Source organism: Serratia rhizosphaerae (assembly GCF_009817885.1).
In the GTDB taxonomy this organism is placed as follows: Bacteria; Pseudomonadota; Gammaproteobacteria; order Enterobacterales; family Enterobacteriaceae; genus Serratia_B; species Serratia_B rhizosphaerae.
In genome coordinates, this window is record NZ_CP041764.1 from 2,715,779 (window position 1) to 2,730,427 (window position 14,649).

At 61.4% G+C, this 14,649-nt stretch carries 10 protein-coding genes; 6 read left to right on the plus strand and 4 right to left on the minus strand.

Annotated elements, in window-relative coordinates:
- Positions 1–56: 56 nt before the first annotated feature.
- Positions 57–569 (minus strand): M48 metallopeptidase family protein, encoded by a 513-nt coding sequence (locus FO014_RS12705; RefSeq protein ID WP_160029776.1) that lies wholly within the window; start codon positions 567–569, stop codon positions 57–59.
- 149 nt (positions 570–718) lie between these two features.
- Between FO014_RS12705 and rlmG the strand changes: the two genes are divergently transcribed.
- The gene (rlmG, locus tag FO014_RS12710; RefSeq protein ID WP_160029777.1) at positions 719–1,858 is read left to right on the plus strand and encodes a 23S rRNA (guanine(1835)-N(2))-methyltransferase RlmG; all 1,140 of its coding nucleotides are present in this window, start codon (positions 719–721) and stop codon (positions 1,856–1,858) included.
- A gap of 37 nt (positions 1,859–1,895) precedes the next feature.
- Here rlmG and FO014_RS12715 read toward each other — a convergent pair whose 3' ends face one another.
- Positions 1,896–3,917, minus strand: a complete 2,022-nt coding sequence (locus FO014_RS12715) for an oxidoreductase (RefSeq protein WP_160029778.1) — start codon at positions 3,915–3,917, stop codon at positions 1,896–1,898.
- A gap of 319 nt (positions 3,918–4,236) precedes the next feature.
- Between FO014_RS12715 and FO014_RS12720 the strand changes: the two genes are divergently transcribed.
- Positions 4,237–5,859, plus strand: a complete 1,623-nt coding sequence (locus tag FO014_RS12720; protein WP_160029779.1) for an ABC-F family ATP-binding cassette domain-containing protein — start codon at positions 4,237–4,239, stop codon at positions 5,857–5,859.
- On the opposite strand, the gene pdxR is transcribed toward FO014_RS12720, so the two are convergent.
- Entirely contained in the window at positions 5,842–7,317 is a 1,476-nt protein-coding gene (pdxR, locus tag FO014_RS12725; protein ID WP_160029780.1) for a MocR-like pyridoxine biosynthesis transcription factor PdxR, read from the minus strand. The two genes, FO014_RS12720 and pdxR, sit on opposite strands and share 18 nt — an antisense overlap.
- Positions 7,318–7,437: 120 nt before the next feature.
- On the opposite strand from pdxR, the gene FO014_RS12730 reads away from it, so the two are divergent.
- Genes FO014_RS12730 through FO014_RS12740 form a run of 3 tightly spaced genes read left to right on the plus strand, consistent with a single transcriptional unit; the run spans position 7,438 to position 11,474 of the window.
- The gene (locus FO014_RS12730) at positions 7,438–8,703 is read left to right on the plus strand and encodes a 4-aminobutyrate--2-oxoglutarate transaminase (protein WP_160029781.1); all 1,266 of its coding nucleotides are present in this window, start codon (positions 7,438–7,440) and stop codon (positions 8,701–8,703) included.
- Positions 8,704–8,716: 13 nt separating this feature from the next.
- A complete protein-coding gene (locus tag FO014_RS12735) occupies positions 8,717–10,171 on the plus strand; it encodes an NAD-dependent succinate-semialdehyde dehydrogenase (RefSeq protein WP_160029782.1) in 1,455 nt (484 codons plus the stop codon).
- A 58-nt stretch (positions 10,172–10,229) separates the two neighbouring features.
- A complete protein-coding gene (locus tag FO014_RS12740) occupies positions 10,230–11,474 on the plus strand; it encodes an aromatic amino acid transport family protein (RefSeq protein WP_160029783.1) in 1,245 nt (414 codons plus the stop codon).
- 67 nt (positions 11,475–11,541) lie between these two features.
- Here FO014_RS12740 and yfcF read toward each other — a convergent pair whose 3' ends face one another.
- Complete coding sequence (gene yfcF, locus FO014_RS12745; protein WP_160029784.1) at positions 11,542–12,174, minus strand: glutathione transferase; 633 nt, start codon at positions 12,172–12,174, stop codon at positions 11,542–11,544.
- Positions 12,175–12,424: 250 nt separating this feature from the next.
- On the opposite strand from yfcF, the gene FO014_RS12750 reads away from it, so the two are divergent.
- Positions 12,425–14,644, plus strand: coding sequence for a type VI secretion system Vgr family protein (locus tag FO014_RS12750; RefSeq protein ID WP_160029785.1), 2,220 nt, complete (start codon positions 12,425–12,427; stop codon positions 14,642–14,644).
- The last annotated feature ends 5 nt before the right edge of the window (positions 14,645–14,649 follow it).

A 14,649-nucleotide genomic window follows, 5' to 3' on the forward strand; every position in this document is an offset into this window, starting at 1 on the left:
ATCAGAGTATCACGCCGCCGGCAGAAGGCGAGTTTTTGTTAAAAATACGTTAACTATCAGCGGTCGGCGTACAGCCCGCCGAACAGCGTCAGATGGGTGAGATACAGACGGGTGTCAAACTCCAGCTGGTGATAATCGGGCTCCATATGGCAGCACAACTGATAAAAAGCCTTGTTGTGGTCTTTCTCTTTCAGGTGCGCCAGCTCATGCACGACGATCATGCGCAGGAAGGCTTCCGGCGCGGTCTTGAACACCGTCGCTACGCGGATTTCTGCCTTGGCCTTCAGCTTACCGCCCTGTACGCGCGAAATGGCGGTATGCAGACCCAGCGCGTGTTTCATCACGTGAATTTTGCCGTCATACGCTACCTTGCTGATCGGCTGGGCGTTGCGTAGATATTGGTTTTTGATCTCGGTGGTGAACTGGTACAGCGCCTTGTCGGTGGTGCAGCTGTGCACCTGCGGATAGCGCTGCAGCAGCACCTCACCCAGGCGCTGTTGCTGGATCAGCTGTTGTACCTGCGTCTGCAGATGGGCGGGGTAGCCTTGCAGATAAGTCAGTTCGGACATGACGCGATAATCTTCAGTAACTATTCAGCCGGTTATTGTATGCGGTTTTTTCGCACAAATCCGGCAAAGGGCGATGAATAGCAAAAAACATTTTACTGACGGCCGTTTTTAGGGGATAAACAGCGCAAATTTATCAGTCAGGAGGGGCAATGAGCCAACTCGATCTGGGAACACAGCAACTTGAGCTGGAGCGTTATCCCCAACAAGAAGGCGCCGTGCCGCTGCAGGCGTGGGAAGCGGCGGATGAATATCTGCTGCAACAGGTGGAAAATCAGGATGTTGCCGGACGCCCGGTGCTGATTTTCAACGACAGCTTCGGCACGCTGACCTGTGCGCTGCACGCGCTGCGGCCGTACAGCATCAGCGATTCCTACATGAGCCAGCTGGCGACGCGCCACAATCTGGCGCTCAACGGGCTGGATGCGCAGCAGGTGACGCTGCTCGGCAGCCTGGACGCGCTGCCTGAAGCGCCGGCGCTGGTGCTGATTAAGATCCCGAAGGCGCTGGCGCTGCTGGAACAGCAGCTGCGTGCGCTGCGCAAAGTGGTCGGCCCGGATACCGTGATTATCGGCGGCGCCAAGGCGCGCGATATTCATACCTCGACGCTGCAGCTGTTTGAGCGGGTGCTGGGGCCGACCCGCACCAGCCTGGCGTGGAAAAAGGCGCGTCTGATTTACGGCCAGGTGGCAGACATCACGCCGGCGGCGGCGGCGGAAACCACCGACTGGCAGCTGGACGGCAGCGATATGCTGATCCATAACCATGCCAACGTGTTCTCCCGCAGCGGCCTGGATATCGGCGCACGTCTGTTCCTGGAAAACCTGCCGAGCGATTTGGACGGCGAGGTTATCGACCTGGGCTGCGGCAACGGCGTAATCGGCCTGACGGCGCTGGTGCAGAACCCGCAGGCGCAGGTGACCTTTGTCGATGAATCCTATATGGCGGTGGCGTCGAGCGAACTGAACGTGCGCCATAACCTGCCGCAGGACATGGAGCGCTGTCGTTTTGTGGTCAACAATGCGCTGGCCGGAATGGACGGCGGCAGCGCGCAGGCGGTGCTGTGTAACCCGCCGTTCCACCAGCAGCATGCGATTACCGACCAGACCGCCTGGCAGATGTTCCTTGACGCCAAGCGCTGTCTGAAAGTAGGCGGAGAGCTGCTGATCGTCGGCAACCGTCATCTGGATTATTACCAGAAGCTGAAGCGTCTGTTCGGCAACTGCGTTACCGTGGCGTCCAACCAGAAGTTCCTGGTGCTGAAATCGGTGAAAACCGGCGCACGGCGCTAAGGCTGAATCGGGGGCGCAGCACTGCGCCCCTTGAAGGTTACAGCGCCATCGCCAGCCGGGTGCCCTGTTCAATGGCCCGGCGCGCGTCCAGTTCGGCGGCCACGTCCGCGCCGCCAATCAGATGGACGCTTTTCCCCATCGCCAGCAGCGGCTGCTGCAGTTCGCGTCGTGGTTCCTGGCCAGCGCAAATCACGATGGTATCCACCGGCAGGCAGCTGGCCTGCTCCTCGCGTATGATATGCAACCCCTCGTCGTCAATCCGTTGATACAGCACGCCATTGAGCATTTTCACCCCGCGCATGCTCAGGCTGGCGCGGTGGATCCAGCCGGTGGTTTTACCCAGCCCTTCGCCCACTTTGCTGGTTTTACGCTGCAGCAGGAAAATCTGGCGCGGGGAGCGGGGGACGTCGGCGCCGTCCGGCGACAGGCCGCCGCGCTGGCGCAGTTGCGTATCGATGCCCCATTCATGAGTAAACGCCTGCGGATGCAGGCTGCTGGATTCGCCGTGCTGGCTCAGGTACTCGGCGGTGTCGAAACCGATGCCGCCGGCGCCGATGATCGCCACCCGCTGGCCGACGGGTTTTTTGTCGCGCAGGACGTCCAGATAGCTCAGCACTTTGGCATTATCGATGCCGGGGATCGCCGGCGTGCGCGGCACGATGCCGCAGGCCAGGATCACTTCGTCAAACTCACGCAGATCCTGCGCCTCAGCCTGCTGCCCGAGCCGCAGCGTGACCTCGTGCAGCGCCAGCTGGCGCTGAAAATAGCGCAGGGTTTCATGAAACTCCTCTTTGCCGGGGATCTGTTTGGCGATGTTGAACTGGCCGCCGATGACCGGCGCGGCGTCAAACAGCGTCACCTGATGGCCGCGGCTGGCGGCTGTGACGGCGAACGCCAGACCGGCCGGACCGGCGCCGACCACCGCCAGACGTTTGGGATGCGCCGCCGTCGTCAGCGGCATTTCGCTCTCCCGGCAGGCGCGCGGGTTGACCAGGCAGGAGGCCAGCTTGCCTTCGAAGATCTGATCGAGGCAGGCCTGATTACAGCCGATACAGGTGTTGATCTCGTCGGCGCGTCCTTCGGCGGCCTTGCGGACGAACTCGGCGTCGGCCAGGAACGGCCGCGCCATCGACACCATATCGGCGCAGCCGTCCGCCAGCACCTGCTCTGCCACCGCCGGATCGTTAATGCGGTTGGTGGTGATCAGCGGAATACCGACCTTGCCCATTAATTTACGCGTCACCCAGCTGAAACCGGCGCGCGGCACCATGGTGGCGATAGTCGGGATCCGCGCCTCATGCCAGCCGATCCCGGTGTTGATGATCGTTGCGCCGGCCTGTTCGATCGCCTGCGCCAGCTGTTCGATCTCTTGCCAGTCGGAGCCGTCTTCCACCAGATCGAGCATCGACAGACGGTAGATCAGAATGAATTCGCGCCCCACCGCCTGGCGTACGGCGCGCACGATCTCCACGGCGAAGCGCATGCGGTTGGCGAAGCTGCCGCCCCATTGATCGTCGCGCTGATTGGTGCGCGCGACCAGAAATTGGTTGATCAGATAGCCTTCGGATCCCATCACTTCCACGCCGTCATAGCCGGCCTGTTGCGCCAGAACGGCGCAGCGGGCGAAGTCGGCGATGGTCTGTTCGATCTCCTGCGCCGTAAGGGCGCTCGGCGCGAACGGGTTAATCGGCGCCTGCAGCGCGGAAGGCGCGACCGGCTGCGGCTGATAGCTGTAACGCCCGGCGTGCAGGATCTGCAGGGCTATTTTGCCGCCGGCCTGATGCACCGCCTCGGTAATGGGGCGGTGATGCGCCACCTGCTGCGGCTGGCTCAGCGTTGAGCCGCCGCGGTACACCACGCCTTGGTCATTGGGCGCGATGCCGCCGGTAACGATCAGCGCAACGCCGGCCGCCGCGCGTTCGGCATAGAACGCCGCCATTCTGTGCGGCCCGTCGGGCATCTCTTCCAGACCGGTATGCATCGAGCCCATCAGCACCCGATTCTTCAGGGTGGTGAAGCCAAGATCCAGCGGCGCCAGCAGGTGTGGGTATAGGTTCATTGCTCTCTCCATTGTTTATCCCCGAATCTTGGGCACGTTCGGTTGTTATTATTCTGTTTGATTACAAGTGGTCGGATGAGATAAATCTAGCCGCTGTCTTGCCGCTTGGGAATCTGCATTACGCTGAATGTGATAGCCGTCATGAATCTCCGGTCTTGTTTGCATATTGAACAGAAGATCGGTTAGCATTCGCGCGTTATTTATCCACTCTCTCTGCGGAGCCTTAACCAAAATGAACAAACACGCCTGTTGAATCTGGTCCCATGCTGAGCAGCCTTGCTGCCGGGTGGGGTGTTTTTGATTTCATTCAGGAGTGTCTATGGCTCATTTGGCGTCATCATCCCCTTATCTCGTTGTACATCAATTAATCTGCCGATTTGCCGACGGCGAAACGCTGTTTGGCCCGCTGAACCTGAGCCTGGACCGCCGCCACTGCGCGTTGGTGGGGCGCAACGGCGTGGGAAAAAGTCGTCTTTTGCGTCTGCTGGCAGGGCGGGAGCCGCCGGCGGACGGCCATATCGAAACCCGTGGTCTGGTGGCCTGGGTGCAGCAACAGCCGGCGGTGGATCCCGGCGTGACGCTGGCGCAGTGGCTGGGCTATGGCGAAGTGTTCGCCGCGTTGGCGCGCGTCGCATGCGGTGAAATGCAGACTGAAGACATCGAACGGCTGGAAGGACGCTGGGATCTGGCCGAACGGTTGCAGGCCGCGCTTGCCGATGCCGGGCTAAACGGCTGCCATGCGCAACGGGCGGTCTGTGAACTGAGCGGCGGCGAGCGCATGCGCGCGGCCTTATGCGGCGCGTTTCTTTCGGACGCCGATTTCCTGTTGCTGGACGAACCGAGTAATCACCTGGATGCGGCGGGGCGCGACTGGCTGTATCGCCAGTTGGCGCAGTGGCGCGGCGGTTTGCTGGTCGCCAGCCATGACCGGCAGCTGCTGATGCGCATGCAGCGCATCGTCGAACTGACGCCGGACGGTCTGCACAGCTACAGCGGCGACTACCAGGCGTTCTGTCGCCAGCGCGAGCAGGAACGGCAGGCGGCGCGTCGTGCGCTGGCCCATGCGCAGCAAGCGCGTAAACGCGCCCGCGCCCGACTGGTGAAGGAGCATGACGCCAGCCAGCGCCGCTCGGCAAAAAACCTGCGGGAAGTCGATAACCTGAATATCGCCTCTTTCGAGCGGGTGAAATACAAAGGGGCAGCCAAAGAGAGTCTGGGAACGCTGCGTAAACAGCATCAGCAGCAAAAAAGCGCGCTGGACGGCGCGGTGCATCAGGCGCAGCAGTGGGTTGAGGCGGACAATCCGCTGCTGTTTACCCTGCCGGGCAGTGCGCTGGCGGCGGGTAAACAGGTGCTGGCGCTGGAGCAGCTGCGCTTGCCGTTTAGCACGCTGCCGCCGCTGAACTGGCGTATGGACGGCCCGATGCGGGTGGCGGTCAGCGGGCCGAACGGCTGCGGAAAAACCACTTTACTGCGCATCATCGTCGGTCAAATGTCGCCGTGCGGCGGCCGCTGCCGGCTGTTGGTGAGCGCAGCCTACCTGGATCAGAGCCTGAGCCGGTTCGATCTGTGCCTGTCGCTGATGGAGCATCTGGCATTGGAGCGGATGCCGATGGCGGCCGGGGAGTTGCGCACCCGGCTGGCGCAGCTGCAGCTGGGGGCCGAACGCCTGACGCTGCCGCTGGCGATGCTGAGCGGCGGGGAACGGCTGAAAGCGGCGCTGGCCTGTGCGTTGTGGCGCGAACGGCCACCGCAACTGCTGGTGCTGGATGAGCCGACCAACCATCTGGATCTGGCGTCATTACAGGCGATCGAGGCGGCGCTGCGTGACTATCCCGGCGCGCTGCTGGTGGTGTCCCACGATGAGGCGTTCCTGCAGGGGCTGGGGCTGACTCACCGGCTGCAGTGGCAACCGCAGGGCTGGCTAGCGCGGGCCCTCTAGAATGCACGCCAACAGCTGTTCAAACGCGGCGGCCATCTGCTCCTCCGGCACGCAGGCGAATCCCATCAGCAGGCCGCGACGGCGGCTCGGCAGCATGTAATAGCGCGACAGCGGGCGCACCAGCACGCCGTGGGTGCCGGCGGCGGCGGCGATCGCCACGTCGTCAGCGCTGTCCGGCAGGTTGAGGATCAGATGCAGACCGGCGTTGTTATTGAATTCGCTCAGCGCCTGTTTGCCCAGGTGCAGTTCGATCAGCGCGGTGAGAAAAGCGCGCCGTCTGGCGTACAGCAGGCGCATACGGCGAATGTGCGCGGTGTAGTGGCCTTCCTGAATAAACTGCGCCAGTGCGGCCTGGATCAGCAGATGGCCGCCGCGGTACAGCTCGGCGTGCGCGGTTTTCAGCGCCGTCGTCAGCGGTTTCGGCAGCACCACATAACCCAGCCGCAGCGCCGGATACAGCGTCTTGCTGAAAGTGCCGATATAGATCACCGGCGCGTCGGCCTCCAGCCCCTGCAGCGCGGGAATTGGCTGGCCGGAGAAGCGGAACTCGCTGTCATAGTCATCCTCGACGATCCAGCCGCCGGTGTGACGCGCCAGCGCCAGCAGACGCTGGCGACGCGCCAGACTCAGCACCGATCCCAGCGGATACTGATGCGACGGCGTGACGAACATCAGCCGCGGCGCGCCGCTGACCTGCTCCGGCGGCACCATGCCGGCCTCATCCACCGGCAGCGGCCGGATATCCAGGCTGTTCATGCGCAGGATATTGCGAATGCCCCAGTAGCCCGGTTCCTCAATCCACACCTCATCGCCCGGGTTGCACAGCATGCGGGTGACCAGATCGATCGCCTGATGAATGCCTTCGGTAATCAGAATCTGTTCCGGCGAGCAGCGCACCGAGCGGGCGACGCGCAGGTAATCCACCAGCGCCTGCTGCAGCTCCGGGCTGCCGCCCTGATTACTGTAGGTCAGCCGCTGCGGCGCGGGACGGCGGCTGATGCGCGCCTGAATCTTGCTGAACAGCTGATGCGGGAAAGCGTTGACGTCCGGCACGCCGGGGATAAATGCGCCCCACTGCTTGGGGCTGGCGCTGGCGTGCTGCAGCAGCGCGTTGCCGCGCTGCGACAGTTCGACCGGGCGCTGTTCGCCGTCACTGCCGATCGGCGTGCTGGCAGCGGATAAACAGCTGTCCGGCACCGTTTCTGCGACGAATGTTCCACTTCCCTGACGGGAAAGCACATATCCTTCTGCCAAAAGTTGTTCGTAAACGGTTAAAACCGTGTTACGTGAGAGGCCAAGTTCCTGCGCCAGATCGCGCGATGCCGGCAGGCGGCTGGAAGGCGGCAGACTGCCGTCAAGAATGCTGGTGCGGATAGCGTTATACAGGCGTTTATGCAGCTTGTCATCGGGCTGTTCGCCGAGACGTTGCAGCAATAGGTCACCGCTGATCGAGCGCAATTGGATCCCTCAATTATTCGTAACTGGCACTCGATTATAGGGCCACATCCTGTGTAAATGAACGTCATTGTTTCAATAATGTGAACAAACAGTTGAACGGCTATTGACCGGAGAGCAACCATGAAAAACGCAGAACTGAACCAACGTCGTCAGCAAGCCACGCCACGCGGGGTGGGAGTTATGTGTGGTTTTTACGCAGAGCGGGCGGAAAACGCCACCCTGTGGGATGTGGAAGGCAATCAAGTTATCGATTTCGCGGCCGGCATCGCCGTGCTGAATACCGGTCACCGTCATCCGAAAGTGGTGGCGGCCATTGAACAACAGCTGCAGGCCTTTACCCATACCGCCTACCAGATTGTGCCGTATGAAAGCTATGTCACATTGGCGGAACGCATCAACCAGTGTGCGCCGATCGACGGGCCGTGTAAAACCGCCTTCTTCACTACCGGCGCAGAGGCGGTAGAGAACGCGGTGAAGATCGCCCGCGCCCATACCGGCCGTCCGGGCATTATCACCTTTGGCGGCGGCTTCCATGGCCGTACCTATATGACCATGGCGCTGACCGGCAAAGTGGCGCCGTACAAACTGGGCTTTGGCCCGTTCCCCGGCTCGGTGTTCCACGGCCAGTACCCGAACGCGCTGCACGGCGTCAGCACGCAGGATGCGATGAACAGCCTGGAGCGCATCTTCAAGGCGGATATCGACCCGAAACAGGTGGCGGCAATCGTGCTGGAACCGGTGCAGGGTGAAGGCGGCTTCAACGTCGCGCCGGCGGAATTTATGCAGGCGCTGCGCACGCTGTGCGATGAACACGGCATCCTGCTGGTGGCTGACGAAGTGCAGACCGGCTTTGCCCGCACCGGCAAGCTGTTCGCCATGGAGCATTACGACATTAAACCAGACCTGATCACCATGGCGAAAAGCCTGGCGGGCGGCATGCCGCTGTCGGCGGTGACAGGGCGCGCTGATGTAATGGACGCGCCGGCGCCGGGCGGGCTGGGCGGCACCTACGCCGGCAACCCGCTGGCGGTGGCCGCGGCGCATGCGGTGATGGACGTGATTGACGAAGAGCAGCTGTGCCAGCGCGCGCAGCGTCTGGGCCATCATCTGGTGGAAGTGCTGCAACAGGCGCGGGCCACCTGCCCGGCCATCGCCGAGATCCGCGCGCAGGGATCAATGGTGGCGGTCGAGTTTAACGATCCTGCCAGCGGCCAGCCGTCGGCGGAATTTACCCGCCAGGTACAGCAAAAAGCCCTGCAGGAAGGCCTGCTGCTGCTGAGCTGCGGCGTACATGGCAACGTGATCCGCTTCCTGTACCCGCTGACCATTCCTGAAGAGCAATTCACCGAGGCGCTGGGCATTCTCTCCCGCGCGCTGGGCGAATAAGGAGCGCATGACGATGAAACTGAATAATCCCGAGCTGCTGCGTAGCCAGTGCCTGATCGACGGCGAGTGGTGCGCGGCGCAGAGCGGCAAGCGTGAAGCGGTGATCAACCCGGCGACCGGCGAGGAGCTGGCGTCGATCCCGCTGATCGGCAGCGCAGAGACCGAGCGGGCGATTGACGCCGCCCAGCGCGCCCAGCAGAGCTGGAAGCAGCAGACCGCCAAACAGCGTGCGGCGCTGATGCTGGCCTGGGCGGAGAAAATTATGGCGGCGCAGGAGGATCTGGCGCAGCTGATGACCGCCGAACAGGGCAAATCGCTGGCGGAAGCGCGCGGCGAAGTGGCCTATGCGGCATCGTTTATCACCTGGTTCGCCGAAGAGGCCAAGCGGGTAGACGGCGCGGTATTGCAGGCGCCGCAGGCGACCCAGCGGCTGGTGGTGATCAAGCAGCCGATCGGTGTGTGCGCGGCCATTACCCCGTGGAATTTCCCGGCGGCAATGATTACCCGCAAGGCGGCGCCGGCGCTGGCGGCCGGCTGCAGCATGATCGTCAAACCGGCGGAGCAAACGCCGCTGACCGCGCTGGCGCTGGGCAAACTGGCGCAGGATGCCGGCATTCCGGCCGGCGTGCTGCAGATCGTCACCGGCGAGGCGGCGCAGGTCGGTAAGGTGCTGTGCGACAGCCCGGTGGTGCGCAAGCTGAGCTTCACCGGTTCGACCGAAGTAGGGCGCATTCTGATGGCGCAGTGCGCGCCGACGATTAAAAAACTGTCGCTGGAGCTGGGCGGCAATGCGCCGGTGATCGTATTTGACGATGCCGATCTGGATGCGGCAGTGGCCGGCATCATGGCCTCCAAATTCCGCAACAGCGGCCAGACCTGCGTCTGTGCCAACCGCATCTACGTGCAGGCCGGTATTTACGATCGCCTGGCGGAAAAACTGGTGACGGCGGTCGAAGGGCTGCAGGTGGGCGACGGCGCGGCGGAAGGCACCACGCAGGGACCGCTGATCGATAAGGCGGCGGTGGAAAAAGTGCAGAGCCATATCGACGATGCGCTGATCAAGGGGGCGCAAATCGCCACCGGTGGTCAGCCGCATGCGCTGGGCCGCACCTACTTCCAGCCGACGGTGGTGACCGGCGTCACGCAGCAGATGCGTTTTGCCACCGAGGAAACCTTCGGCCCGGTGGCGCCGCTATTCCGCTTTAAGGATGAGGAGGAGGCGGTCGCGATGGCCAACGATACCGAATTCGGTCTGGCGGCCTATGTCTTTACCCAGAACGCCGCGCGTCAGTGGCGGGTGCCGGAAGCGCTGGAATACGGCATGGTCGGCATCAACACCGGCCTGATCTCCAACGAAGTGGCGCCGTTCGGCGGTGTGAAACAGTCTGGGCTCGGACGCGAAGGATCGCGCTATGGGATTGAGGAATATCTGGAGCTGAAATACCTGTGTATCGACGTGAACGCTTAACCACCGGCGACTTAACCCTGCCCGGCGGCGCCGTTCGCCGGGTTGCAGAGGATGATTTATGCCTGCTGAAAACATCACATTCTCTTCGGCGCTTGCCGCCGGGGAGCGAGCATCTGCACCCGCCAAATCGCTGAGCTTCCTTGAAGGCGTGGCGATGATCGTCGGCACCAATATTGGTGCCGGCGTGCTGTCGATAGCCTATGCCTCCAGCAAGGCGGGGTTCCTGCCGCTGCTGTTCTGGCTGGTGCTGGTCGGCTGTCTGACGACTGTCACCATGCTGTACGTGGCCGAAGCCACGCTGCGCACCCGCGCGCATCTGCAGCTGAGTGGCCTGGCGAAGCGCTATGTCGGCGGCTTCGGTTCCTGGCTGATGTTCGCTTCGGTCTGCGTCAACAGCATCGGCGCGCTGACCGCCTATATGACCGGCAGCGGCAAGCTGCTGCAATCTTTACTGGGGATCTCGCCGGCGATCGGCAGCCTGCTGTTTTTCATCCCGGCCGCCGGGGTGCTGTATCTTGGCCTGAAGGCCATCGGCCGTGGGGAGAAATTTATCAGTATCGGCATGGTGGTGATGCTCAGCGTGCTGGTGATCGCCACGCTGCTGAAAGACACCACCCAGATGGGGCGCCTGCTGGAGGGGGACTGGCGCTTTATGGTGCCGGTATTCAACGTGGTGGTGTTCTGCTTCTCAGCACAGTACATCGTGCCGGAAATGGCGCGCGGCTTTGCCGATAAGCCGGAGCAACTGCCGAAGGCGATTATTGTCGGCATGGCGACCACTTTTGTGCTGCTGGCGGCGGTGCCGCTGTCGGTGATTGCGCTCAGCGGCCTGGATAATATCTCCGACGTGGCCACCATCTCCTGGGGGCAGGCGCTGGGGCAGTGGGCGTTCTTCTCTGCCAATATCTTTGCGCTGTGCGCCATGCTGACTTCCTACTGGGGTCTGGGCGGCAGCTTCCTGACCAATATTTTCGACAAATTCCGCCTGGGCAACGATGAACTGCCGCTGCGCCGCTTTGCTGTGCTGCTGGTGGTGGTGCTGCCGCCGTTCGTACTGGCTTACAGCGGTTTTGTGTCGTTCGTGAATGCGCTGTACTTCGCCGGCGTATTCAGCGGCGTGGTGCTGTCGGTGATGCCGATGCTGATCCTGCGCGGCGCCCGCCAGCACGGCGATATGATGCCGCGCTGGCAGTGTAACTGGATCACCCATCCGCTGCTGCAGGCCAGCATTGTGCTGCTGTATGCGGCCAGCGCGGTGTATGCCATTGCTTCGCTGCTGGGCTATTTGCCGGCGGGCTGGTAACAGACTCCCTCAAGTGGTGTGTTTTCTCTCTGGATTGAGAACGGCGGCGTCGTGGCCGCCGATTTTTTTATGACTTGTTTGCAGGCAGCGCCAGCCAGGCCTGCAGCGACGGGCGCTGCCACTGCCGCTGGGCATAGCGTTGCAGCGTTTCCGGCAGCGGATCGCCCTGCATGGCGAGGCGGTTCAGCATCAGCGCCAGATCGCTGTCGGCAATGCACCAATCGCCAAACAGATTTTCCTGCCCGTGCGCCAGCAGACCGCCGGCGACGGCGATCAGTTTTTCCGCCGCGGCCTGTCCGTCAGCCGACAGCGCCGGCCGTTTTTCACCGTTAAAAACTACTTCGGTCGGCCGTTCTGCACGCAGCGGCGCCAGATCGCTGCGCAGCCAGGCCTGAACCTCGCGCGCCTGAGCGCGCAGCCTGACGTCGGCCGGATACAGCGGCGGCTGCGGGAATAATTCTTCCAGATATTCATCAATGGCCGATGATTCGCACAGGGTAAAGCCGTTATGCGTCAGCGCCGGTATCCTTTGGATAGGTGAAATATCGGCATAGTCGGCATGCTGATGTTCACCCCGGGCCAGATCGATTGGCTTGACGGAGAAGGGCATATTTTTCTCACGCAGCGCGATAAATACCGACATGGCGTAGGGGCTGAAAAAGTTGGCGTCGGTATAAAGTACGGTCCGGGAGGTGGTCATGGCTTATCCTGATGAGGTTGTGGGTTGGTACCCTAATCATTGCCGAATAAATCCTCGTAAATCAATGATAAAAACTAATGAGCCATTAGCCATGTTTATGTGTATATCATTGTTGAAGTTCGGTGTTTCAGGTTGTCTCACAGAATTGGTTAATTTCCCTCACTAATCATTTACCCCCAGCTAAAAGTGCGCTAGAAGTTACGGTAGGTTATTTTTTACTCTGTCATCTTCTTCCTTTGGGTTGTTGCTTATGTTGGAACGAATCCGCGCACACACGCCTCTTGGCCTCGATGAGCTGATGTTCTGGTCGCTGCAGGGCAGCGAACAGCTTAGCCGGCCCTATGTTTTCCTGGTTGATCTGCTGAGCCAGAACTTCCATATCGACCGGCGTTCGCTGCTTGGTCAGACCGTCACGTTGGAAATCCCCACGCAAAATCTGCTGACGCCCCGCTATCTGAACGGCAAGGTAACGGCGGCGGCGGTGCGCAGCGAGGAAATCAACGACACGCGCTATGCGGTGTATCAACTGAAGCTGGAGCCGGATATCTGGCCGATGCTGCGCGATCGAAATTTCCGTATTTTCCAGCAGCAGACGGTGCCGGACATCGTCAAAACCCTGCTGGCGGAACAGAACGTCGTCTGTGAGGATCAACTGACCGGCAGCTATCGCCAGTGGGAATACTGCGTGCAGTATCAGGAGAGCAGCTACAACTTTATCAGCCGGCTGATGGAGCTGGAGGGCATCTACTACTTCTGGCGTCATGAGATGGGCAAACAGACGCTGGTGCTGATGGATGCGCCCCAGCAGCATAAGCCGTTTGAAGGCTACGAAAGTATTCCCTACCACGCTACGCCTTCCGGCGGCAGCACGAGTGAAGAGGGCGTCAGCCGCTGGGCGGTCAACGATGTCGTCACACCGGGGATTTACAGCATTGACGACTACGACTTCCGCAAGCCGAACGCCTGGCTGTTTCAGGCGCGGCAGAATCCCGCTTCGCCGCAGCCGGGGCAGATTGACGTCTATGACTGGCCGGGGCGGTTTGTCGATCATCAGCACGGCGAGTTTTACGCTCGCATTCGCCAGGAGGCCTGGCAGGCGGAGCACCAGAAAATCAGCGGCACGGCGACGGCATTGGGCATTGCGCCCGGACACACCTTTACCCTGCACAATGCGCCTTACGCCGGCGATAACGGCCAGTATCTGGTGACACAGGCTGAATATCACCTGCGTGAGAACCGCTATGCCAGCGGCGGAGAGAGCAGCGAGCACCGTATCGATTTCAACGTGATGCCGGCGGATGTGCCTTTCCGGCCGGAACAGCTGGCCGAGTGGCCGAAGACCTGCGGGCCGCAGACCGCCAAGGTGGTGGGGCCGAAAGGGGAGTCGATCTGGACTGATAAATATGGCCGCATCAAGGTGAAATTCCACTGGGATCGGCTGGCGGCGGGCGACGACACCAGTTCCTGCTGGGTGCGCGTGTCCAGCGCCTGGGCCGGGCAGGGTTTCGGCGGCGTGCAGATCCCGCGCGTTAACGACGAGGTGGTGATCGACTTCATCAACGGCGATCCCGATCGGCCGATCGTCATCGGCCGTGTGTATAACGAAGCCAGCATGCCGCCGTGGGCGCTGCCGGCCGCCGCTACCCAGATGGGCTTTATGAGCCGCTCCAAAGACGGCACGCCGGACAACGCCAACGCACTGCGTTTTGAAGACAAGGCCGGTTCGGAACAGGTGTGGATCCAGGCCGAACGCAATATGGATACCAACGTTAAAAACGATGAGAGCCACTCCATCGGCAGCAACCGTACCAAAACCGTCGGCGCCGATGAAACCAGCCATATCAAGCAAAACCGCACCAAAAATGTTGACGGTAATGAGACGGTCGCCATCGGCCAGAACCGCACCAAAACCATCAGCGGTAATGAGACCACCACAGTGAAGCAGAATCGCACTGAAACGGTGGAGGGCAGCGAAACCCTGACGGTGCAGCAGAGCCGTAATGAGACCATCACCGGCGATCACTCGGCCACGGTAAAAAGCAACCATACCTCGACGGTGGATGGTAATCAGGTGATGACGGTCAATCAGGATCGCACCCGCACCGTAAACGGCAATGAGAAGGTCAGCGTGGTGAAGAACCGCAACGTGGATGTACAGGGCCACCAGACGCTGGGCGTTACCGGTAACCGTACGGCCTCGATCAGCGGTAATGAGAACAAGACTATCACCAAGATGCAGGATGTCAGTATCGGCGAGGGCCGCAAGATCGTGATCGCCGGCGGAGATACGCGTTATACCGACGGTGCGGTAAGCGACAGCGCGTCGCAAAGCTTCAATATCAGCGTGGGTGACTCTGCCGGCATCTCGATTTCGCCCGGCAGCATTGAGATTGTCGCCGGCGGCGCCAGCATCACCATCAACGGGAGCGGTGTTATGGTCAACGGCACCAAAATAGAACTCAATGCCTGAGCAGA

Excerpts from the sequence above, each read along its gene's own strand:
- FO014_RS12705 (WP_160029776.1), bottom strand. The coding sequence starts at position 569 with ATGTCCGAACTGACTTATCTGCAAGGCTACCCCGCCCATCTGCAGACG.
- rlmG (WP_160029777.1), top strand. The coding sequence starts at position 719 with ATGAGCCAACTCGATCTGGGAACACAGCAACTTGAGCTGGAGCGTTAT.
- FO014_RS12715 (WP_160029778.1), bottom strand. The coding sequence starts at position 3,917 with ATGAACCTATACCCACACCTGCTGGCGCCGCTGGATCTTGGCTTCACC.
- FO014_RS12720 (WP_160029779.1), top strand. The coding sequence starts at position 4,237 with ATGGCTCATTTGGCGTCATCATCCCCTTATCTCGTTGTACATCAATTA.
- FO014_RS12730 (WP_160029781.1), top strand. The coding sequence starts at position 7,438 with ATGAAAAACGCAGAACTGAACCAACGTCGTCAGCAAGCCACGCCACGC.
- FO014_RS12735 (WP_160029782.1), top strand. The coding sequence starts at position 8,717 with ATGAAACTGAATAATCCCGAGCTGCTGCGTAGCCAGTGCCTGATCGAC.
- FO014_RS12740 (WP_160029783.1), top strand. The coding sequence starts at position 10,230 with ATGCCTGCTGAAAACATCACATTCTCTTCGGCGCTTGCCGCCGGGGAG.
- yfcF (WP_160029784.1), bottom strand. The coding sequence starts at position 12,174 with ATGACCACCTCCCGGACCGTACTTTATACCGACGCCAACTTTTTCAGC.
- FO014_RS12750 (WP_160029785.1), top strand. The coding sequence starts at position 12,425 with ATGTTGGAACGAATCCGCGCACACACGCCTCTTGGCCTCGATGAGCTG.